The organism is Pseudomonas petrae (assembly GCF_021728295.1).
Taxonomy (GTDB): Bacteria; Pseudomonadota; Gammaproteobacteria; order Pseudomonadales; family Pseudomonadaceae; genus Aquipseudomonas; species Aquipseudomonas petrae.
This window is the reverse complement of the sequence record NZ_JAKJXE010000001.1, coordinates 493,322-518,592: the sequence shown is the minus strand read 5'-3', so window position 1 is coordinate 518,592 and position 25,271 is coordinate 493,322. Positions and strand designations below refer to the sequence as shown.

7 protein-coding genes and 1 pseudogene are annotated in these 25,271 nt (G+C 54.1%); 7 read left to right on the top strand and 1 reads right to left on the bottom strand.

Annotation, left to right across the window (positions count from 1 at the left end; all coding sequences use genetic code 11):
- The first annotated feature begins 33 nt into the window (after window positions 1-33).
- Window positions 34-798, top strand: coding sequence for a DeoR/GlpR family DNA-binding transcription regulator (locus L4G42_RS02145; RefSeq protein WP_237253730.1), 765 nt, complete (start codon window positions 34-36; stop codon window positions 796-798).
- Window positions 799-1,330: 532 nt separating this feature from the next.
- Here the strand turns inward: L4G42_RS02145 and L4G42_RS02140 are convergent.
- A pseudogene (locus tag L4G42_RS02140) lies at window positions 1,331-1,657 on the bottom strand (ParA family protein); the annotation flags it as partial.
- A 298-nt stretch (window positions 1,658-1,955) separates the two neighbouring features.
- Between L4G42_RS02140 and L4G42_RS02135 the strand changes: the two are divergent.
- The 6 genes from L4G42_RS02135 (at window position 1,956) to L4G42_RS02110 (ending at window position 25,174) form a co-directional block, all read left to right on the top strand.
- Entirely contained in the window at window positions 1,956-2,159 is a 204-nt protein-coding gene (locus L4G42_RS02135; RefSeq protein ID WP_237253729.1) for a hypothetical protein, read from the top strand.
- A 324-nt stretch (window positions 2,160-2,483) separates the two neighbouring features.
- A complete protein-coding gene (locus L4G42_RS02130) occupies window positions 2,484-3,848 on the top strand; it encodes a TolC family outer membrane protein (RefSeq protein ID WP_237253781.1) in 1,365 nt (454 codons plus the stop codon).
- Between the two features lie 132 nt (window positions 3,849-3,980).
- Window positions 3,981-6,137 carry a type I secretion system permease/ATPase gene (locus tag L4G42_RS02125; protein WP_237253728.1) on the top strand — a complete coding sequence of 719 codons (2,157 nt, stop codon included), beginning with the start codon at window positions 3,981-3,983 and terminating at the stop codon, window positions 6,135-6,137.
- Window positions 6,130-7,551, top strand: a complete 1,422-nt coding sequence (locus L4G42_RS02120) for an HlyD family type I secretion periplasmic adaptor subunit (protein WP_237259147.1) — start codon at window positions 6,130-6,132, stop codon at window positions 7,549-7,551. Before L4G42_RS02125 ends, L4G42_RS02120 begins: the two co-directional genes overlap by 8 nt.
- A gap of 101 nt (window positions 7,552-7,652) precedes the next feature.
- Entirely contained in the window at window positions 7,653-8,213 is a 561-nt protein-coding gene (locus tag L4G42_RS02115; protein WP_237259146.1) for a hypothetical protein, read from the top strand.
- On the top strand, window positions 8,213-25,174 hold the full coding sequence (locus L4G42_RS02110) for a calcium-binding protein (protein ID WP_237260479.1): 16,962 nt from the start codon (window positions 8,213-8,215) through the stop codon (window positions 25,172-25,174). Before L4G42_RS02115 ends, L4G42_RS02110 begins: the two co-directional genes overlap by 1 nt.
- Window positions 25,175-25,271: the final 97 nt, after the last annotated feature.

Sequence of the window (25,271 nt, the reverse complement as noted above, 5' to 3'; positions counted from 1 at the left end):
AAACGTGCATCTTCCTCTGCCAACGAGTAAATAATGACTGCGTCAGAACGCCGGCTTCAGATCATGGAGCTCATCAGGGAACGGGGCTATATCAACGCAGGGGAGCTGTCCGAAATGTTCGCAGTGGACAGCTCGACTATCCGCCGCGATCTGTCAGCCATGGAGAAAAGCGGAAGGCTGATCCGCACCCATGGCGGCGTGTTGCCCGCTCAGGATGTGCACCAAGGCGACACGCCTTACAACGTGCGGCGCAACATGAATATGTCGGGCAAAGCCGCCATTGCTCTGGCAGCGCTGGAATACATCAAGGACGGCCAGTCGATCATTCTCGACAACGGCTCCACCGTTTTTCAACTTGCGCTGGCCTTGAAAGCGCGCAAGAACATCACGGTCATTACTAATGACTTGATGATCGCCATGCAGCTTTCACAACACCCGAGCATCACATTGCACGTCGCCGGGGGGCTGATGCTCGATAATGTTTACACCTTGGTCGGACCGGATACGGTGCAGAAATTCGAGAATATTCATACCGACTGGGCGTTCATCGGCGCCGAAGGTGTCCATCCGCAAAGCGGCATCACCAATATCAATACCGTCGAGATCCCGATCAAGCAGGCGATGATCGCCTCAGCCAACCAGACTATCGTCTTGGCTGACAGCTCAAAGCTCGGCTACAAAGCGTTCGCCCATGTGTGTGCCCTCGACGCGATAACCAGAGTCATTAGCGATGACGCGCGCGGGTTGAAGCAGCGCAGCGCTTATGGCGAAAAGCTGGAGTTTGCGCGCTCGTCGTGAAATGGCTGGACCGGCGTTTCATTGACGTGTCGGGATTTGCTCAGTCTAGATTGGCGCGGCGCATCAGCGACGCTTTCAACGGTGAAACCAAGACGTTGATGCTTCTCTGATTCTCTAGACACGCCACCTTGCGCTGAATGATGCAGTGCACTAAGTACCGCTAGCATGTGACCATCTTTTGCCTTTTGGTATCAATTGGCGGTAGTCAACCAAAGTGGACGTTCGCCCATGCAGAGATCAGGCCGCTTACCTCCACCACGGCCGCTCAACAACTCTCCTTGAACCGCGCTCTCAGGTGATGTCCACTCATGCCTCCCCGTTGGGCTTCATACCCAGATGAGGAGCTGATTTTCTCGATTGATGTGCTTTCTGAAGCTCTCGCACAACACCCACCAATACATCTAAATATTCCTGTATGTGGGCTGCTTTCGCCTTAAGACAGTTGCAGTCCTAATCGTCATTTCAAGCGTGGCTAGCGATCCAGCTATGAATCAGGCCAACGCTTTCAAGAACAGGCAATTGACAGCCGACCTGCCAACCGTAGGCGTCCATCGTGAGCCTGGAATAGCAGAGTGTTCAGCTGGTTGTTGACGTCGTTCGAGATGACCAGCGATAGGTTCGGAATCGCGGTGCTGGAAATGATCCAGAGCGGGTCAGTCGCATTCAGAGCGAGCAGCTCATATATCCCGCCCTGCGCTTCTTCCACCAGTTGGTAGTACGAAGACAGAGATGGCTGCGCGGGGTCCAGATCGATGAGAAGGGTTCGAAGCCCGGCGTCGGCGCACAATGCGCCGAGATTGGCCTCGACGGTGGTTTTTCCTACCCCGCCTTTGGTCGAAACGACCGAGGTGATTTTCATTTTTTGGAGCCTCTAATGTGGGTTCATTAGAGGCTGCGTTGCCAAATACGTCGGGCTAATAGCCTTATGCCACGGGGCTTGGAGCGATTCTTACCACCAATTGTCTTTTAACCAATTGGTCGTAGGTTCGAATCCCACGCGACCCACCATTTCGAAAATCTGGAAGGCCCATGAAAATGCGGATTTCCAGATTTTTTTTGCCTGTCTGAAAGTCAGCGGGCCGGGCTGACTCAATCAATCAGCACCCCTCGAGATCTCACGCCTTGCCGAAAACCACGTCCAGGGACATCGAGCCAGTATGCCGCATTGGGTTACTGCCCTGGCCCAGGGTGTCGTCATTCGGATGCTGATACGTCATTCCAGTGCCCAGCTCATCGGTCAGGAACTCGCCCCCTGTTTCATCTTCTCCGTGGACCCGTCGTACCATCCGGCGATGGTCTTGTTCTGTGATCAGGACGGCGATACCGCGATCAACCTGATCGAGTCCAGTCTTCTCGCTTAGCCGTGTCGACGCCGGCTCGAGGCAGAGTGTGACATCGGCGTGCGATTCGAAGGCGCGACCTTAGAACGTCATAGGACCAGGTTTGCTACCCCCATGCGGCGGGAAAATATTATGAGTAAATTGATATTGCAGTGCCATCATCGGCTTTTAGCCCAATCACGAAATCGGTCTCATCCTCCTGAATGATTAGATCGTGCCGAAGGCATGCTCAAGTACAGCTGAATACCGCCGACATAACCATCACTAAAAGCTCCAAACTGGATGCGTCAACCGCACGGATCGCCTATGAAATTCTGCATCGCCCTCGAAGCTGTAGTGATTGGAATGGTTGTTTGTTCAGGCGAGGCGTTTGCGCAGATGCCATCAGCCAGGCCCGCAGAACTGCTCGCCGTTTATCAAGCTGCTTCCATCAACGATGCGCAGCTTTCCTCGGCTCGGCATGCTTTCCAGGCTCAAACCGAAGCGGTACCCCAGGCTCGCTCCGGGCTTCTCCCAAACATAACCGCCGGTGCAACGTCAGAAGTGACGCGGCTAGACAGAGACGAGCCTTCGTTGGTCCGCGAGCGCAGCGGCACCACGTTTAGAGCGAACTTAAGTCAACCGTTGTTCAGAATGGATCGTTGGTATCAGCTCAAGGCTGCAAAGCTCTCTGTGTCGCAAGCAGCGCTGGAACTGTCAGCGAAAGAACAGGCGCTTATCTTTACGTCTGCGCAAGCCTATTTCGAAACGCTGAGGGAGCTGGACGCGCTAGCCGCTGCGCAAGCTGAGGAAGCAGCACTTCTGCGGCAGCGCGATCAGGCGCAAGGGCGGCTTGAAGATGGCGCTTCGAGCATCACGGACGTCTATGACGCTCAAGCTGCGTATGACAATGCGCGGGCCAATCGCCAGCAGACTCAGCGAAAAGTAGACGACGCGTACGAAGCACTTTCCCGCCTGACAAAGCAGTCCTACGACTCCATCGCCGGCATGGGCCATCAGTTGCCCATGGATCCCCCTGTTCCCAATGACTCAACCGCTTGGGTAAATACCGCAGTTCAGCAAAACCTGCAGCTTCAAGCAGCGGAGTTCGCCGTGGGAGCAGCGGAGCAGACCCTAAGTCAGCGAAAGGCTGGACACGCTCCTACTGTCGATGCAGTGGCTTCGTATCGCAAAGGAGACAACGACAGCTTTGGGTACAGCAACCCTACAGACTTCGGTCGTGATGGGTACCGCGATAGTGTCGCGCAAAGCAGCATAGGCATTGAGCTGAACATCCCGCTGTACTCGGGAGGAATGGTCAACTCCCAGGTTCGCGAGTCTACCGAGAAGCTTTATCAGAGCAAGGATGAGCATGAGGACCGCCGTCGAGAGGTAGTCCTCAATACCCGAAACGCATTTCGCGGAATCAACGCGGATATTGAGCAGACAAAGGCGCGCCTGCAAAGCATTCGCTCCGGCTTCAAGTCTGTGGAAGCTAACAAGGTTGGCGTGGATGTGGGGTCGCGGAACGTGGCTGATGTGCTCAACGCGGAGCGCCAGCTTTACAGTGCCGTCCGCGACTATAACGATGCTCGATACGACTACATCCTGGACAGCCTTAAGCTGAAGCAGGCGGCCGGCACATTGAGCCCTGACGATCTTTCAGCGCTCTCGATGTACCTAAAGCGGGACTATGTGCCAAGCCGTGATTTCTTACCCCCGAACCTCTGAATTTTTTAGAAATAATTTGATGGGCGGCAGCTTGGATGTGTATCAAAGCTGAATCACTTTAGATATATTCGCGCCATCGAATGGCCATTACTAGGTCAAGCCATTCCCACGTGGTTCTCGCAAGGATGCTTTATGGATGCCAATGAGGCAGGTGTTGCACCTGCTGGTGCTCAGACGCTAGACACCGGACTCGCTTCATTGGTGATGCTTGCCCGTTTTCACCAGTTGGCAGCCTCTGCGGAACAGCTGGCGCACGAATTTGCTTCGGGTGAACCACTTCAGGTGCCGGAGCTGCTACTTGCAGCCCGCAAACTGGGCTTGAAGGCCAAAGCCACTAAAGTGGTTTTCAGCCGCCTTGATCGAACACCTCTTCCTGCTATTGCACAATCCAGCACTGGTGAGTTTTTCATCATTGCTCGTTTAGATCAGGACAAAATCCTGATTCACGACCCAAAAGCTCAGCGACCCGAAGTCATTACTTCGGAGGAGCTGATCGCTCGCTGGAACGGAACCCTGTTACTCGTAGGTGCTACTTCGGCTGCGCCAGGGGAAAGCTCGCGCTTTGACTTCACCTGGTTCATCCCCGCTGTGGTCAAGTACCGAAAGCTGCTTGGCGAAGTACTGATGGTCTCTTTCGTCCTGCAGATTTTCTCGCTGATCACTCCTCTGTTCTTCCAGGTCGTGATGGATAAAGTCCTCGTTCACCACGGCCTGACGACTCTCGATGTCATTGCAGTAGGACTCGCGGGAGTGATGCTTTTCGAATCGGGCTTGTCTGGGCTCAGGAGCTACGTGTTTGCGCACACAGCGAGCCGTATCGACGTTGAGCTCGGCTCCAAGCTGTTCAGGCATCTGATCACTCTTCCGCTCGCCTATTTCCAAGCGCGACGTGTCGGTGACTCGGTTGCCCGGGTGCGGGAGCTGGAGCACATCCGCAGCTTCATCACCGGCAACGCAATCACCTTGCTTCTTGATGTGCTGTTCTCAGTGGTCTTCATCGCAGTGATGTTTTACTACAGCGGGTGGTTGACGCTGATCGTCCTGATCTCACTGCCGTTGTACATTCTGGTGTCAGTGCTGATCACTCCCGTACTCCGTGCCCGTTTGAATGACAGCTTTGCGCGAGGAGCTGAGAACCAGGCCTTTCTGGTGGAGACGGTTAACGGTATCGACACGTTGAAGTCGATGGCAGTTGAACCACAGGCGATCCGTAAATGGGATAACCAGCTGGCAGGTTACGTTGCAGCTGGGTTTAAAACGCAAACACTGTCCACGATTGCAAACGAAAGCGTGTCGTTGATCGGCAAGCTGGTGACGGTTGCAACGCTCTGGCTAGGCGCTCGTCTGGTCATCGATGGGCAACTGACGGTCGGACAACTCGTTGCCTTCAACATGCTTGCAGGGCGAGTAGCCCAGCCCATCATGCGATTAGCGCAACTCTGGACAAACTTCCAGCAGACAGGGGTTTCTGTTCAACGGCTTGGCGACATCCTCAATACTCGCACCGAGCTGAACCAAGCCACGCGGAGTGCGTTGCCGCCGATCAAAGGACGTATCGAATTCGACGAGGTTCACTTCCGCTACCGCCCCGATGGCTCGGAGATCTTGCGCGGCATCAGTCTCACCATCGAGGCAGGCGAGGTAATCGGCGTAGTGGGTCGGTCCGGATCCGGTAAAAGCACGCTGACCAGACTGCTCCAGCGACTCTATGTCCCCGAGCGTGGAAGAGTGCTGGTAGACGGAATGGACCTGGCGCTGGCAGACGTATCGTCACTACGCCGGCAAATCGGTGTTGTGCTCCAGGACAACATGCTGTTCAACAGAAGCATTCGAGAAAACATTGCACTCACCGATGCCGGTGCGCCAATCGAAGCTGTAATGGCAGTTGCGAAGCTGGCGGGTGCTCACGACTTCATCCTAGAGCTGCCGGAGGGCTACGACACTGTCGTCGGTGAACACGGTGCATCGCTCTCCGGAGGGCAGCGTCAGCGTATCGCGATTGCCAGAGCCCTGATGGGCAATCCAAGAATCTTGATCTTTGATGAAGCTACGAGTGCGCTGGATTACGAGTCAGAACGCATTGTTCAGCAGAACATGAAGTCGATCTGCAAGGGGCGTTCGGTGATTATCATTGCGCATCGGTTGTCCGCGGTTCGCGACGCGAACCGGATCGTGGTCGTCGATCGGGGGCAAATCGTAGAACAAGGCACACACGCTGAGCTCCTTTCGCATCAGGCTGGCCACTACTCTCGTCTCCATCGCCTGCAGCAAGGGGGCAGCAATGTCTAACGCCGAACGTGCTGGGCTTGGGCACCGATACCGCAGGGCATGGCGAGAGTCTTGGCGCCGGCGAAAGGAAATGGACGTTCCGAAGCGCTTGGCGTATGAAGTCCAGTTCCTGCCGGCAGCTTTAGAACTTCAAGACAAACCGGTGCACCCGGCGCCACGGATCTTCATGTGGACCATAATGAGCTTTGCGGCGATTGCGCTTGTGTGGGCGTGTCTGGGCAAAATTGATGTCGTGGCTACAGCGAGCGGGAAGATTATCCCCAGCGGCAAAACCAAAGTTATACAAACCAGTGAAACGGCCGTCGTGAAGGCAATTCACGTAACCGATGGCCAAACCGTGAAAGCAGGTCAGTTGCTGTTGGAACTGGATTCGACCTCCGCAGACGCAGATGTGGGTCGAATCAAAAGTGATCTGCTCGCTGCACGTGTTGACAGTGCTCGGGCTGAAGCCATGCTGGGAGCAATTAACGGCCGACGCACGCCGGTGTCTTTGGCCGGAACCATCACAGACGCAGATCCCGCACACGTACTTGCAGCTGAGCGTTGGCTTCAGGGACAGTATCAAGAATTTCGCAGCAGCCTTGACCAGGCCGAGGCGGAGATTCAGCAGCGTCAGGCTGACATTCAGGGTGCCAGGGCTCAAGTTGATAGCCTGCAGAAAACGCTCCCAATCGCCACAAAGCTCGCCACTGACTACGAGCACTTGCTGCAGAAGCAATACATCGCGCGCCACGCATATTTGGAGAAAGAGCAGGCAAGGCTTGATATCGAGAGGCAACTTTCGGTCCAGCAGGTCAGCATTCTGCAATCGAGCGCAGCCAAGCATGAGGCGGAGAGACGCCGAGATAGCGTAGTAGCCCAGACCCGTCGAGCAATGCTCGACCTGCTGCAGCAAGCTGATCAGAAGATAGCGTCGCTGACGCAGGAACTGTCCAAGGCTCGTTATCAGGAGGACTTGACTACCGTTGAAGCTCCAGTAGACGGCACGGTGCAGCAACTCAGCACTCACACCATCGGCGGCGTGGTTACACCAGCTCAACCTCTAATGTATCTCGTTCCGGCGGGTGAGCCCGTGGAGGTCGAAGCGATGCTGGAAAACAAGGACATTGGCTTTATTCACATTGGTCAGAATGTCACGGTTAAAGTGGAAACCTTCACATTCACAAAGTATGGCGCTGTTGAGGGCAAAGTCAAAAGCGTGTCTACAGATGCTATTGAGGATGAAAAGCGCGGGCTGATCTACAGCAGTAAAATTGCACTCGAAACTGATCATTTGGTAGTCGACGGACGATCAGTTCCTCTGACTCCAGGGATGAATGTTACCGCGGAAATTAAGACTGAGACTCGAAGGGTAATTGAGTACTTCTTGAGTCCACTCCAAGCTCATATTTCGGAAAGTATGCGAGAGCGGTAGATCGGACCAGCGAACGTTCATTAGTTGTTAACGTGTATGAATTCTTCTCGTCTTAGAGTGTTCAATCAATATCGCTTGCGTTAATTTTGGAGATAGGAAATATGATGGAATCACCCAACGAACGCCACGGTATTTTTTTACCGATTTTTAGAGTCGGCCATTTGAAGCTTCTGATGATCTTCGCTTACTCAGCTATTGCAATTTTGAGCTTCGCTCTACCAGCAGTTTGCTCCGGCGAAAGTGTTGGGGGGTATTGGTTTCGAATGGCCGTGAGCCATATTGCAGACGTAGGACATATGGCATCGATCTCGTTGTATCCGTGCACCTTAGCAGGAGCGTATACGGCTGCAATGGCTTTTGCGGTTATCGTCGCTGGTGCGTATTGTTTTACTGATTTTCCCAAACAGACTTTTGCGAAACTTTCCTCGGCGAGTCTAGGTCGCCGGTTTACCCTCTTGCTGTTCGCGTTAATGGTGATAGTTGCGCCAATCATACACGGACTTCCTGTAAGTTCTGCTCATCGAACGTATGGTTTCTTTCAAAATGTTGCGGAAAGCCGATTGTATATTTTTCTGTGGTCGGTCGGAATTTGTAGTATCGGGTTCCTAGCCTGGGTTGCGGTATTTTTCGAAATCTCTCGGATCTTTAAACGGAGCAAGTGATGCAAATCATTACCATGGAGCAAATCAGCTCGGCTTTGGACGCAGCAAGTAATGACGTTTCGGAAGGCTTTACTGCCTATTGGACAGGCGTTACGAATGCCATCGGGGCATCTTCTGAGATTATCAAGGATGCCGCATCTGCTTCCGCTGCGGACTATGAACGAATTGGTCGGGAGATGTCCGATCTCGCGGCAGACTATTCTCGAAGCTTGGCTAATCTAGCAGATGGAGTAGGGAACGCAGCTGACCGCGCAACTTTGAATCAGACAGCTGCAACTCTATCAGCTGCGATTGATAATATTCGTAGCTCCGGGAGTGATGCATATTCGGAATACGGCAGAAGTGTTGCCTTAGCAGCGGGCGAAGCTCGCAAGGCAGGCCTAGCTGAAGTCGGCGGATCGCTCGTTGACTCGCTGAATCTCGGGCTTGCCACTGCGGCCGCGGTTGAAAGCGGGGCTGAGGCGGACTGGGACAAAGTAGGTGGTGTAGCTGCCGGAATGATTGGCTCTGCCGTCCTTGCGGAAGCTGCAGCCTGGTTAATCCCTATTATGCTGACACCACTCGGCCTGGCAGGAGCACCGCTTCTGGCTGCAGTTTTTGTAGGAGTTGCGGCCGCTGCGATAATCGGAGACAAAGGGGGCGATTGGTTGTTCTCTTTAGTCAAAGGATTTTCGGATAACTATATCTCTCCTGCGGTAAGTTCCTATTTTAGTAGTGCGTATAGCTATATTGATCCGCTGGTTATAGACCTGGACGGCGATGGCGTGGAAACGGTATCCAAAGACAACGGTATTGTTTTCGACCATGACGGAGATGGCCATAAGCTTGGTACCGGGTGGGTGAGCGCTGACGACGGTCTTTTCGTCATGGATAGAAATGGGAACGGTACAATTGATAATGGCACGGAGCTCTTTGGCGTTAATACTCTGCTTAAAACTGGTTCCGCAGCCAAGAGTGGTTTTGAGGCCATTGCCGACCTGGATGAAAACGCTGATGGCGTTTTAGACCAAGCCGATCTTGCGTTTGACAAGATCATGGTCTGGCAAGATAAGAACCAAGATGGGATTTCACAATTATCAGAATTGAAGACTCTCAGTGATTTAGGTGTCAAATCCATTAAAGTGTCTGGCGCAGCGTCGACGACTGCGAACAACGGTAACGTGATATCTGGCATCGGGTCGTACACTCGAACGGACCCTTCTACTGGCGTCGAGTCCGACGGACTGGTTGGAACAATTGACTTTGCTCAAAATACGTTTTATAGGGATTTTCCCGACAAGATCAAGCTTGATGATGAAGTCCGATCACTTCCGGAGATGAAGGGCTCAGGTACTGTCAGGGATTTGCGTGAAGCAAGCATGCTAAGCGATGAACTTAAACAGGTGTTAGCTGAATACTCGCATGCCATTGATTACAAAACACAGTTCTCTATGGTTGGCGGGTTGCTTGATGCTTGGGCAAATACTGGCAATATGATGAGTTTTAGCGAGCGCGCGGAGTCACTTAGTTCAGATTTATACAAAATAAAATTTTCATACTCTTGGGAGCTTCAGTCAGGAGGGGTAACGCCCACCGGCACGCAACTTGCCCAGAAAGCTGCGCTTGACAAGATCAGGATACTGGAAGCATTCACCGGCGTAAAGTATTTTGATTTTTCAGCAAGTAGTGTAAGCCAAGGTGCAGGTAGAAATATAGCCGTCTATATAACTTCTGGGAGTAGTAATGGCGGTCGTACTGCTGTTATGGGGTCTGAAAACGGTACGATCTACATCACAGAGAAAAATCTGAGTCTTCAATCATTTCAGATAGAGCAAATTAATAAGGCCTATAATGCATTGGTCTCGTCTGTATATAATGGACTATTGCTTCAAACGCGGTTGAAAAACTATGAGTCGCTTGTTTCGCTCGATGTTATAAACGGAGTCTTGATCACGGATTTGAGTGGAGTGACCACTGCACTGGCTGCGACTCACGCTCGTGATCCGGTGAAAGCAGTCATTGATGCTTCTGAACTCGGTACCATATTTGGGACAGGGTTGTGGGTGCCGTCAATCACTAGCTGGTTGAATGTCATGTCAGGGGATCAACTCCAAGCGCTCAACGCGAGTTTTGCTGGGAATAACCGAGTATTCATTGGAACTGGTATCGATGATTCTGTTACTGGGACTACAGAAAATGATTTCTTAGTTGGAGGGGGCGGTGCAGATTTTCTAAGCGGCGCAGACGGTGATGACGTCCTAAGTGGGGGCGAGTCATCCGACTACTTGTCGGGCGGAGACGGCGCTGACGTACTTTCAGGTGGCAGTGGTGACGACACGTTATATGGAGGAAATGGAGACGATCTTCTTCAAGGCGAAAGGGGAAACGATTACCTTACAGGGGGGGAGGGTTCTGATGTTTACTTCTTTGAGCGGGGTTGGGGGAAGGATACTGTCATAAACTATGATACTAGTACAGCCAAGAGTGATGTCGTAGAATTTGCAGCCGATATTAAGTCAGACGACGTCGACATCACTCGTGAATATTCCGATCTTGTACTTACACTTAGAGGTTCTTCTGATCGCATTACCATTTCTAATTATTTTTCAGCCGACGGCGCATCAGCGTACCGCTTGGAAACCATAAGATTCATTGACGGCACGACTTGGTCGATTGATCAAATAAAAGCTATGGTAGTTCGGACATCTGATGGCAACGACAGGATGTGGGGTTATTCCGCAGGTGACGTTATCGACGGAGGCCTAGGGGACGATGAGATTTATGGGCAGGGGGGAAACGATCTTCTGAGCGGCGGGGCCGGTAATGATTCCCTTTCTGGCGACGAAGGGGCTGACTCTCTTGAAGGCGGAGATGGTCAGGACAATCTTTCGGGCGGTTCAGGTGCAGATATCCTGAGTGGCGGGAGCGGAGATGACTCCCTTAGCGGCGGTTACGATAACGACCTTCTCATTGGCGGAAACGGAAATGATTATCTGGCCGGTGGAGAGGGCTCAGATACGTATCGCTTCAGTCGTGGCTGGGGACGGGACACCGTCTACAACTACGACAACAGTAACAACAAAACAGATACCATCGAATTTGCCGCTGAGATCTCACCGGACGATATCCTAGTCACGCGATATTACGACGATCTGATCCTTTCGCTGCGCGGTACAACTGATCGGATTACCGTCTCGAACTACTTTAACAGCGACGGCATTAGCGCCTACGCGTTGGAACAGATCAAGTTTGCAAACGGCACCGTTTGGTCGCTTGAGCAAATCAAACCAATGGTGCTGCAGACCACTGAGGGTTCCGATGCTATCTGGGCCTACTCTACAGATGACGTCATAAGTGGTGGTCTTGGCGACGACTCTTTGTACGGGCAAGGCGGCAACGATACCCTCGACGGTGGGGCCGGTAACGACTCGTTGAATGGCGGTTCTGGAAACGACACGCTTACCGGCGGCATCGGGAACGACAATATTTCCGGCGAAGATGGCGCTGACCTTGTTGATGGTGGCGAGGGGCAGGACTACCTCTCCGGTGGCTCAGGCGCAGATACGGTATTAGGTGGAGAGGGTAATGACTCTCTAGATGGTGGTGCCGACAATGACATCTTGGTTGGTGGCAGCGGAAACGACTCTTTATCGGGTGGCTCGGGTTCTGACACCTACCGCTTCAGTCGTGGCTGGGGACAGGACACCGTCTACAACTACGATAGCAGCAACAATAAAATTGATACCATCGAGTTTGCCCCTGAGATCTCGCCGGACGACATCCTGGTCACGCGATATTACGACGATCTGACCCTTTCGCTGCGCGGTACAACTGATCGGATTACCGTCTCGAACTACTTTAATAGCGACGGCATTAGCGCCTACGCGTTGGAACAGATCAAGTTTGCAAACGGCACCGTTTGGTCGCTTGAGCAAATTAAACCGATGGTGCTGGAGACCACTGACGGTGCCGATGCTATCTGGGCTTACGCTACAGATGACGTCATCAGTGGTGGTCTAGGCGACGATTCTTTATATGGGCAGGGCGGTGACGATAACCTCGACGGTGGTGCCGGTAACGACTCGTTGAACGGCGGTTCTGGAACCGACAGGCTCACCGGCGGTACGGGCAACGACTATATTTACGGCGAAGACGGGGCAGATCTCATCGATGGTGGTGAAGGTCAGGACTACCTCTCCGGTGGCTCAGGCGCAGATACGGTATTAGGAGGAGAGGGTACTGACTCTCTCGACGGTGGTGCTGACAACGACATCCTGGTTGGCGGCAGCGGAAACGATTCGTTGTCAGGTGGCTCGGGTTCTGACACCTACCGCTTCAGCCGTGGTTGGGGACAAGACATCGTCTACAACTATGACAGCAGTACCAATAAATCTGATGTAATCGAATTCTCTGCAGAGATATCGCCAAGCGATATTCTGGCCACTCGTTACTATGATGATCTCATTCTCTCGCTTCGCGGGACGACTGACCGCATCTCCATCTCTAATTACTTCAACAATGATGGCGTAAGCGCATATGGTCTAGAGTCCATCAAGTTCGCAGACGGAACCGCTTGGTCGCTGGATCAGATCAAGCCGATGGTGCTCCAGACGACTGACGGCGCAGACGCTGTTTGGGGTTACGCCACAGATGACAACATCAGCGGTGGTCTGGGCGATGACTCTCTATATGGCCAAGGCGGAAACGATACCCTTGACGGTAGCACCGGCAACGATTCGTTGAACGGCGGTTCTGGCAACGACACGCTTACCGGCGGCATCGGAAATGACAATATTTCCGGCGAAGACGGCGCTGATCAGCTTGATGGAGGCGATGGCCAAGATTATCTGTCGGGTGGTGCGGGCGCCGACTTGTTGCTGGGCGGCAGTGGTGACGACAGCCTGGATGGTGGGGCCGATAACGACATATTAACAGGCGGTAGTGGCAACGATTCGTTGTCTGGTAGTGGTGGATCTGACATCTATCGTTTCAGCCGTGGCTGGGGCCAGGACTATGTATACAACTACGACAGTAGCACTAACAAAACTGATGCTATTGAATTTGCGGCAGACATTCTGCCAAACGACATAATAGTTACGCGGGCTTCGAGCGATCTAATCCTGACCCTGCGCGGTACGACGGATCGCATTGTCGTGTCCAATTACTTTTATAACGATGGTGTCGGATCTTATTCCCTTGAATCCATCAAGTTTGCGGACGGAACCGTCTGGAATCTGGATCAGATGAAAGTAGCTGCAGTGCAGTCCACTGTTGGCGATGATGCGCTTTGGGGTTATGCAACAAACGATGCCCTCCAAGGCGGGCTTGGGAATGACGTGCTCTACGGTCAGGGCGGAAACGACACCCTGAATGGGGATGCCGGCAATGACACTCTCAATGGTGAGGCGGGCAACGATTCGCTGGATGGCGGTGACGGTAACGATTACCTCTACGGTGGAGATGATGCCGACACGCTTCGCGGCGGGGCTGGAGACGACATACTGTACGGCGGCAGCGGAAACGACGTACTGCTAAGTGATGCCGGGAACGATTACCTGAGCGGCGGCCCAGGCTCTGATACGTACCAGTTCAGTCGAGGCTGGGGTCAAGACACTATCTATAACTACGACTCTGATTTAGGCAAATCAGATGCGATAGTGTTTGCCTCCGATATTTCCAGTGGTGACATCGCCGTCACTCGCTCGGGGTCAGACCTGGTCCTGTCTCTGAACGGCAGTAACGACAAAATCGTTGTTTCCAGCTACTTCAGCAATGACGGCGACAGCCCCTATCAGGTCGAGCAAGTTCGCTTTGCGGATGGGACGGTTTGGACAGTTAACCAAATCAAGTCCGTGGCAGCATTCACGAGCACTGATGGCAATGATGTACTGACTGGCTACGCGTCCGACGATGTTATTAGCGGCGCTCTGGGCGACGACAGGATTGATGGCCGCGCAGGCAACGATGTGCTGTCCGGCGATCAGGGCGATGACACTCTCTACGGCGACTTGGGAGCAGACATCCTGAGCGGTGGCGCCGGCTCAGACGTTTTGTATGGCGACGATGGTGCTGACAAGCTAACTGGCGACGCTGGTAATGACCGTTTGAGCGGCGGTACAGGTGACGACCTGCTGGACGGTGGCAGCGGCAACGACTACCTGGAGGGCGGCGCGGGCTCGGATACTTATCTATTCCGTAAGGGATCCGGGCAGGATCAGATCTACAACTATTCATCATCCGAAGCCGCGGTCGGTAAGGTTGATATCCTTAGGCTCGAAGGTCTGACTGCTTCTGACATCCTCATCACTCGTCAGTCAGATGACCTGGTCATTCAGATCAAATCCACTGGCGATTCCATTCGTGTCAATTCGCACTTCTACCAGGACGGGAGCGCATCCTACGCAATCGACCAGATACAGTTCGCAGACGGATCGATTTGGAATGGAGCGGCAATTAAGACCGAAGTTCTTAAAGCTACAGAAAACGCTGACACGCTAATCGGCTATCAGACCGACGACCAGCTAGCTGGTCTTGAAGGTAGCGACACGATTAGTGGGCGCGGCGGTAATGACGTGCTGGACGGTGGTGCTGGTAGGGATGCGCTCTACGGAGAAGACGGAAACGACACTCTGCTGGGAGGAGCCGACAACGATACCTTGATGGGGGGCGCCGGCAATGACGTCCTGGACGGTGGGGCTGGCAACGACTATCTCGATGGTGGCTACGGTTCCGACACCTACCTGTTCCATCGCGGTTCCGGCTACGACACGATCAGCAACGGTATGTACGGTGAAGGACTTTCTGGAAAGCTGGACGTGATTCGTCTGGACGGTTTACTGCCGAGTGACGTAAGCATTCGACGCGAATCAGATGACCTAATCGTCCAAATCAGGGATACCGGCGAAACATTACGCGTTAGTTCGCACTTCAGTTCCAACGTGTCGTACGGCTATGCGATCGACCAATTGGTTTTCGGCGACGGTTCGGTGTGGGACAAGGCGTACATCAGCAATGCCTTGCTTACGGGAACGGTCAGTGACGACGCCCTTACTGGCTATGAAACTTCCGATACGATCTCTGGCCTGGACGGCAACGACACCCTGAACGGTCGTGGTGGAGATGATGTGCTGGAAGGCGGTAACGGACGCGACACGCTCTATGGGGACGAAGGTAATGACACGTTGCTCGGTGGAGCAGGTAACGACTCGCTGAGCGGTGGTGAAGGTGATGACCTTCTGGACGGTGGTGCGGGTAGTGACTCCCTGGCTGGCGGATATGGCTCCGATACTTACATCTTTCGGAAGGGCTCAGGCCAGGACACGATTTCCAACTATGCCTACCGTGACACCACACTTGGCAAGCTAGATATCATTCGCCTCGATGGCCTAAATCCATCGCAAGTCAGCATTCGTCGTGATTCCGATGATCTGGTCATTCAGATCGTGGAAACGGGTGAGACGCTTCGAGTTTCATCTCATTTCTACAGCGATATGAGTTATGGGTACGCCATTGATGAGATTCACTTCAGCGATGGGACGACCTGGAATCAAACTCAGATCACTGCGGCGCTTCTGATTGGAACTGCTGCGGATGATGCAATCACCGGTTATGGGTCAGATGACCAAATATCTGGGTTCGGCGGGAATGACACCCTCAGCGGACGAGGCGGCAATGACACGCTCAACGGCGGTGATGGTAAAGACACTCTCTATGGAGAAGATGGTGACGATGCTCTCTACGGCGGCGCCGGCAACGATAGCTTGAGCGGTGGGGACGGCAATGATGTCCTGGATGGCGGCTTGGGCAATGACAGCCTGGACGGCGGCCGTGGCTCGGACACCTACGTGTTCCGCAAAGGGGCAGGGAATGACACCATCACGAACGGCGTATATAACGACACTACTCCGAATAAGTTGGATGTCATCAGACTTGAAGGGTTGACCATCGATGACGTCAGCATTCGTCGAGATGGTGATGATCTGCTGATTCAAGTCCGCGAAACGGGCGAACTCCTGCGAGTCAGTTCTCATTTCAATACCAGTCCTAACTACAGCTACGCAGTAGATCAACTCCAGTTCAGCGGTGGCGCAGTTTGGGATAAATCCCAGATTATGGCAGCGCTCCTTCTCGGCACAGAGGAAGGCGACTCCATTCAGGGATATGACACCTCTGACAAGCTGATCGGATTCGGCGGCAACGACACGCTTTCTGGGCTGGCGGGCGACGACAATCTAGAAGGAGGTGACGGTAAAGACACCCTGTCTGGCGGTGATGGCAATGACATGCTGTTCGGAGGCGCGGACAACGATTCTCTCTACGGCGGCGCTGGTGATGACGTGCTCGATGGCGGAGCGGGGAGTGACGCGCTTGAGGGCGGTTATGGTTCTGATACCTATGTGTTCCGTAAGGGTTCGGGACAGGATGTCATCCGTAACTACGTCTATAACGACACTACGCCAGGCAAACTCGACACGGTCCGTCTCGAAGGGTTGACGGCAGCCGACATCACTATCCGTCGCGATTCAGATGACTTGTTGATTCAAATCGCTTCGACGGGCGAGACGCTTCGGGTCAGTTCTCACTTCGCATCCGACTCGGTGTGGGGTTATTCCATCGACCAGATTCAGTTCAGTGATGGAACAGTCTGGAACAACGCTCAGATCACTGCAGCCTTGTTGATTGGTACGGAGGTTGACGACACCATTATCGGCTACGCATCTGCGGACCGACTGGTGGGCGGTGCAGGGAACGATTCATTGAGCGGTCGTGCGGGTGACGACGTGCTGGAGGGTGGTGACGGTAAGGACACGCTCAGTGGCGAGGACGGCAATGACACATTGCTCGGCGGTATAGGGAATGACTCCCTTACCGGCGGCTATGGCAATGACCTTCTGGATGGTGGGGCGGGTAACGACACACTCGAGGGTGGCTACGGGTCCGATACCTACGTGTTCCGCAGGGGCTCAGGGCAGGACACCATCAGCAACTGGGCTTACAACGACACCACCGCCAACAAGCTTGACGTGGTACGTCTGGAAGGCTTGACCCTTTCCGACGTGACGTTGCGCAGAGAGTCGGATGATCTCGTCATTCAGATCCGGGAGTCTGGGGAGACCCTGCGAATTAGTTCGCACTTCAACACTTACGCGAGTTATGGATACGGAATTGATCTTATCCAGTTTGCGGACGGTACATCCCTTGATTCTTCGCAGATCAGAGCGGCATTGCTCATCGCAACTGATGGCGATGACAGTCTGACCGGGTATGGCACAGATGATGTCATCTCAGGCGCTGGCGGCAACGACACGATCTACGGAAGCGGTGGGAACGACACGATCAATGGCGGCGAGGGAAAAGACTCCCTGAGCGGTGATGATGGCGATGACATGCTTTCTGGTGGGGTGGGCAATGACACGCTTAATGGTGGAGCCGGTAATGATGTCCTGAGTGGCGGCGCAGATAACGATAGCCTTTCGGGAGGTTATGGAAATGACACTCTGGATGGTGGATCGGGCAACGATTCGCTGGATGGCGGCTACGGTTCTGACACCTACATATTCCGTCGTGGTTCTGGCCAGGACACCATTAGCAACTACGCCTATTCCGATGCGACTCTGAACAAGCAGGATGTAATACGCCTCGAAGGACTCAATCAGTCCGATGTAATTCTGCGTCGGGAGTCGGATGACCTCGTTATTCAAATTCGCGATACGGGGGAAACGCTTCGCGTAAGTTCGCATTTCTATATATCCCCGATCTACGGCTACGCGATTGACGTGCTGTCGTTCGCAGACGGCTCCACCCTTGACGCGACTCAGATCAAGGCACTGCTTCTCATTGGTACTCAGAGCGATGATTACCTTGTCGGATACGAATCGGCAGATGTGCTGAATGGCCTTTCGGGCAACGACACCATCAGTGGCGGTGCCGGTGATGACGCTCTGGATGGTGGAGACGGTAAGGACACCCTCTCAGGTCAGGACGGCAACGACACGCTGCTGGGTGGCGCGGGTAATGACAGCCTGAGCGGTGGTTATGGCAATGACGTTCTTGACGGGGGAACAGGCAACGACTCCCTGGAAGGTGGGTACGGGTCTGACACCTATGTGTTCCGGAAGGGTTCAGGCCAGGACCAGATCTATAACTACGCCTATAACGATACGACAGTAGGCAAGCTGGACATCATTCGGCTTGAGGGGCTGAACCTGACTGATGTTCGCATCCGTCGCGAGTCCGATGATCTGATCATTCAGATCCGAGAAACTGGCGAGGTGCTCAGAGTCTCCTCCCATTTCAGCACCAGCTCTGTGTCCGGATATGCGATCGATCAAGTTCAGTTTGCGGATGGGAGTGTCCTCAATAACGAACAGATCAGACGAGCGCTGCTGAGCGGAACGGATGGCGATGACAACCTAACCGGCTACGAAACCAACGACGTAATGCAGGGTTTCGCTGGCAATGACACTATAAACGGAGGTGCGGGAGACGACACTCTGGATGGTGGCGACGGCAAAGATGTCCTCTCCGCTGGAGACGGCAACGACCTTCTTCTCGGCGGAGAAGCCAATGACTCGCTTTCCGGCGGCTACGGCAACGACATCCTTGACGGGGGAGTCGGTAACGATTCTCTGGACGGAGGTTATGGCTCAGACACCTACGTTTTCCGGAGAGGAGGCGGCCAGGACACGATCTCCAACTATGCATACAGCGATGGAACAGCCAACAAGCTCGATGTCATCAAGCTAGAGGGGCTGAATCCTTCCGATGTCATCTTCAGTCGGACGTCGGACGACCTGATCATCCAGATCAAAAACAGCTCCGACTATGTCCGGGTTTCCGCGCACTTCACCTCTAGCCAGGTTTGGGGCTACGCCATCGATCAAGTCCAATTCGCCGATGGCTCGGTAATGACCGACGCGCAAATCAGGAGTGCTTTGCTCAACGGGACGTTGGGCGATGACAGCATCATTGGCTACGACTCTGCGGACGTATTGACGGGTTCGACCGGTAACGACTCATTAAGCGGCCGCGGTGGCGACGACATTATTCTTGGGGGTGAAGGCAAAGATTCACTGAGAGGTGAAGATGGGAATGATGTTCTGGACGGCGGTGCTGGCAACGATACGTTGAGCGGCGGCGCAGGGTCCGATACCTATATCTTCCAGAGAGGATCGGGGCAGGACTCCATCGATAACAGTGTCTATAGCGACACGACCGCTAACAAGTTGGATGTCGTTAAACTCACCGGCTTGAACCAGGACGAGGTGCTCCTGCGCAGAGAGTCGGATGATCTGGTAATCCAGATCAAGGACACCGGCGAAACGCTCAGGGTACTCAACCATTTCAACTCCAGCACCATCTGGGGCTACGCCGTCGACCAGATTCAGTTCGGCAATGGCACGGTGTGGGGCAAGGCGCAGATTGACGCCAATCTGTTCAGCCCAGCTTACGTCGATCCTGTCAGCTTAAGTGGGACGAGTGCCGACGATGTTCTGATCGGCGGTGCAGGGAACGACACGCTGTATGGCTCGGCTGGTAACGATGTCCTGGACGGTGGTGCGGGTAATGATCGAATAGACGGCGGTGATGGAGACGACACCTATCTTTTCGGTATTGGATCTGGTCAAGACACTGTCTACTCGTACGAATCGCGTGCGGGAAAACGCGATACAGTTAAGCTGACCGGTCTGAACGCTGATGACGTCACTCTGTCACGTGAAGGCTCCGACCTGATCGTTCGAATCAACGGCACTCCAGATTCTCTGCGCATCAACTACCACTTCATCTCAGAAGCAACTGCTGGGTATCAGATCGACCGTATCCAGTTCGCGGATGGCAGCCACTGGGATCAGGAGGAGATTAAGCTCCAAGTTCTGAAGGCTACCGCTGCCGACCAGACCATCATCGGATACAGCACTGCCGATCAGCTCAATGGTGGCAACGGTGACGATTCGATCAATGGCGCTGAAGGGAACGACACGCTTGTTGGTGGCACCGGCAGAGATACCCTATCCGGCGACAGCGGCAATGATGTGCTGCTCGGCGGGGATGGTAACGACATCCTTAATGGTGGGGCTGGTAACGATGTTCTGGATGGCGGTGCTGGCGATGATCGACTGGACGGCGGGGATGGGGACGACACCTATCTCTTCGGTATTGGATCGGGTCAAGACACTATCTATTACGCGTACGAATCGCGTATCGGGAAGGTAGACACAGTCAAGCTGCAAGGCTTGAATCCTGCAGATATTCTCCTCTCTCAAGAGGGGGCCGATCTCTTGATCCGCGTTGTCGGATCGAACGACAGCCTGCGTGTGAATAACCACTTCCAGAGCGATGCCAGCGCTGGCTATCAGATTGATCGTATTGAGTTCGCTGACGGCAGTTTCTGGGATCAAGGGGCTATCAAGGCTTTGGTGCTTCAAGGAACGGACGCCAATCAGTCGCTTACCGGATACAGCACCGACGATGTGATCGATGGCGGAGCTGGCGACGACACTGTCAGCGGTGCGGGTGGTAGTGACACGCTGTCGGGTGGGGCTGGTGAAGACGTACTTAACGGCGGCAGCGGTGATGATCTTCTCGACGGAGGCAGCGGCGCAGACACGGTCTCTGGCGATGACGGCAATGATCGACTTCTGGGGGGCGCCGGAAACGACATTCTTTATGGTGGATCCGGAAACGACATCCTTGATGGCGGCGTAGGTAATGATCGCCTTGATGGCGGCGCCGGGGATGACATCTATCTATTTGGCAAAGGCTCTGGACAGGACACCGTTTACTACGCCAACGAGAGTCGTGCGGATAAACTCGATACCATCAAGTTGGTTGGGCTGAACGTAGCCGACGTCACCGTCCTCCGCGACAGCTACGACCTTGTGATCCTCGTCAATGGGACAGCAGATTCCATTCGCGTGAACTACCACTTCATGTCCGATGCTATCAGCGGATACCAGATCGACCGAATCCAGTTCGCCGATGGGACGTATTGGGATCAGGCCACGATAAAGTCTGAGGTCATGAAGGGTTCTGACGCGGACCAATACCTGACTGGTTATGCCGGGGATGACGTTATCAATGCTGGTGCCGGCGACGACACCGTTTACGGTGGTACTGGAAGCGACACGCTGCTTGGCGGCGCCGGCGTAGATACGCTCTATGGTGAAGATGGCGGCGATAGTCTCTTTGGCGGTGTGGGCAACGACTACCTCTTTGGAGGTTCGGGCAACGACGTCCTTGATGGCGGAGCGGGTAATGATCGTCTGGACGGTGGCGCAGGTGACGATACCTATCTCTTCGGCAAGGGCTCAGGCCAAGACACGATCTACTACGTGAACGAGATGCGGGCTGACAAGCTTGATGTCGTCAAGCTGGTTGGTCTGAGTGCAAGTGACATCAGCATTGCCCAGGAGGGATATGACCTCCTGATCCGTATCAATGGAACAACCGACAGTCTGCGAGTGATTTACCACTTTCAGGGCGACGCGGCGGGTGGGTACCAGATTGATCGAATCCAGTTCGTCGACGGTAGCTATTGGGATCAGACGTACATCAAGGCTCAGGTCCTCATTGGAACGGATGCGAATCAGTCCCTAACCGGCTATAGCACTGACGATGTAATCAATGCGGGCGCCGGGGATGACTCGATCAGTGGTGGCTCCGGCAACGATACCCTCAGTGGCGAAGCTGGTGACGATAACCTCAACGGTGGCTCGGGTAACGATACGCTGTCCGGCGGAGCTGGCGCTGACTCTCTCTATGGTGATGATGGTGACGACACCCTCTTGGGAGGCGCTGGCAATGACTATCTCTATGGAGGTTCGGGCAATGACACCCTTGACGGTGGCGCCGGCAACGATCGTCTCGACGGCGGTGCAGGTGATGACACCTATTTGTTCGGCAAAGGCTCAGGCCAGGACAGCATCTACTACGCCAATGAGACTCGTGAGGGCAAACGCGATACGGTCCAGCTAGTAGGGCTCAATGCATCGGACGTCAGTCTGGCGCGAGATGGCTACGACCTTATCATCCGAATCAATGGTTCGACGGACACTTTCCGTGTCGTGTACCACTTCCTCAGCGACGCCACTGCCGGGTACCAGATCGATCGAATCCAGTTTGCCGATGGCAGCTATTGGAATCAGGCGGATATTGGTACTCGGGTGCTGCAAGGCACAGAGGTTGATGAGTCTTTATCCGGTACCGCAGGCAACGACGTTATTGACGCTGGGGCTGGTGACGATACGGTCAATGGCGGGGCTGGGAACGACACGCTCAATGGCGGTGTGGGTTCAGACGCTTTGAACGGCAACGACGGTGACGATCTGCTCTTGGGAGGGATGGGTAATGACGTCCTATCAGGCGGTTCCGGCAATGACGTTCTTGAAGGCGGTGTAGGAAATGACCGTCTCGACGGGGGCGACGGCGACGATGTATACGTCTTCAGCCGAGGCGCAGGGCAAGACACGATCTATTACGCCTACGAAAGTCGGGCCGGCAAGCTCGACACCGTCAAGCTCGTTGATCTCACTGCTTCTGACGTAAACGTTGTACGGGAAGGTTCAGATCTCGTGATCCGGATCAAGGGATCGACCGACAGCTTGCGGGTGGTATACCACTTCCAGTCTGACGCTACCGGTGGTTACCAAATTGATCGGATTCAGTTTGCAGATGGAAGCTTCTGGGACCAGGCAGCAATCAAAAATCAGGTACTGCAAGGATCTGATGCTGACGACAGCTTGGCAGGCACCGGCGCAAATGATGTCATCGACGCTGGACTTGGGGACGATACCGTTTCTGGCGGTGGCGGCGACGACACGCTGGTCGGTAATGCCGGAGCAGACACCCTGAATGGCGACGACGGCAATGACCTGCTGCAAGGTGGATCTGGTAACGACATTCTCTACGGTGGCGCTGGCAACGATGTGCTTGACGGCGGAACCGGGAATGACCGCCTCGATGGTGGCAGTGGTGACGATACCTATGTATTCGGCAAGGGATCGGGTCAGGACACCATTTACTACGCCTACGAAGATAGGGTTGGGAAGCTTGATACCGTCAAACTCAAGGACCTCAATCCCGCTGACGTTATGGTTCGCCGTGACGGAAATGACCTGCTCATTCAAATCATCGGTAAAACTGACACCCTGAGAGTCGTCTCGCATTTCACCAACGACGCCGCGGGCGGGTATCAGATTGATCGCCTTGAGTTTGCCGACGGCAGCTTTTGGGATCAGACCAGAATCAAAGCTCAAGTGCTTCAAGGGACTGATGCTGACGACGCACTGTCTGGTACTAGCAGCAATGACGTCATCGATGCCGGCTTGGGGGACGATACCGTCTACGGTGGAGCCGGCAATGACACGCTGACTGGGAACATTGGCGCCGACACTTTGAGCGGTGATGCAGGGGATGATCTATTACTGGGCGGCAGCGGTAATGACACCCTAAATGGTGGCTCCGGGAACGATGTCTTGGATGGAGGAATCGGAAACGACCGTATGGACGGCGGTGAAGGGGACGATATTTATCTTTTCGGCCGCGGCGCCGGCCAAGACACGATCTATGCGAACGAAACTCGAGTTGGCAAGCTTGATGTAGTCAAACTGACCGATTTGAACGCATCGGACGTCAGCGTGAAACGCGATGGCTATGACTTGGTGGTACGTGTTCTCGGCACAACAGATGTTCTGAGGGTGACTTACCAGTTCTTGAGCGACTCTACCGCTGGCTATCAGATCGATCGACTGCAATTTGCAGACGGTACTTATTGGGATTTGGAAGCAATCAAATACCAGGTACTACAGGGCTCAGACCTTGATGATGCGCTGTCGGGGACTAACGCGAACGATCAGATCAATGCCGGTGCAGGTGACGACACGGTTTCTGGAGCAGGGGGCGATGACACTCTCATTGGTGGCGCTGGCGCGGACACCATAAGCGGCGATGACGGCAACGATCTTCTGCAGGGCGGTGCTGGCAATGACCGACTTTACGGTGGGTATGGAAACGACATTCTCGATGGAGGAGAGGGCAATGATCAACTTGATGGTGGGGAAGGTGACGACACCTATCTGTTCAGCAAAGGGGCAGGGCAGGACACCATCTACTACGCCAATGAAAACCGGACTGGCAAGAACGACGTCATCAAGCTCATAGGTCTAAACGCGTCTGACGTAACCGTAAAACGCGAAAGCAATGATTTGGTCATCCGAGTGATAGGCAGTTCGGACACCTTGCGAGTAGCAGCCCACTTCTCGGGCGACGCGACCGCTGGCTACCAGATCGACCATATCCAGTTTGCTGATGGCAGCACCTGGGATCAGAGCACTATCAAGTCTGCCGTAGCTCAGGGAACCGATGGTGAGGAGACTCTGCAAGGTTACGCCAGCAATGACGTAATCAATGCTGGTCTTGGCGACGACACCGTCTACGGGGCTGGTGGCAACGACCTTCTTTCAGGCGATGCGGGTGCTGACACGCTCTGGGGCGAAGATGGAAACGATAGTTTGCTTGGTGGCTCTGGTAAGGACGCGCTCTACGGTGGAAACGGCGACGATGTCTTGGATGGTGGGCCTGGTAACGACGCCCTTAATGGTGGCGAAGGTAACGACACATATCTCTTCGATGCAGGCGCCGGTCAGGACGTGATCAGCAATTATGACTCAGGCAGCTCGATTGATACCGTGCAGTTTGGGGATCATGTCAGCCTCGAGGATCTATGGTTCCGTCGTAATGCCGGAGATCTGGAGGTAAGCATCGTAGGTACCGCCGACAAAGTGGTCGTCAGCAACTGGTATGCATCTAACGACTATCATGTGGATCAGTTCCGGACGGCAGACGGCAAAACCTTACTCGACAGCCAGGTGCAAAGCTTGGTGGATAGCATGGCGTCCTTTGGGGTTGATGCTGGAGCTGAGACTAGCTTGACCAATGCTCAACATACCCAGCTAGAAGGAGTATTAGCCGCAAACTGGAAATAAGGTGATCGGAAACCGCTCCTCCGGGAGCGGTCTTCCTTACCCCAACACTGGAGGCAACTGAAGTCAGCGATGGTGCGTTGAGTATCAAGGCACCGTC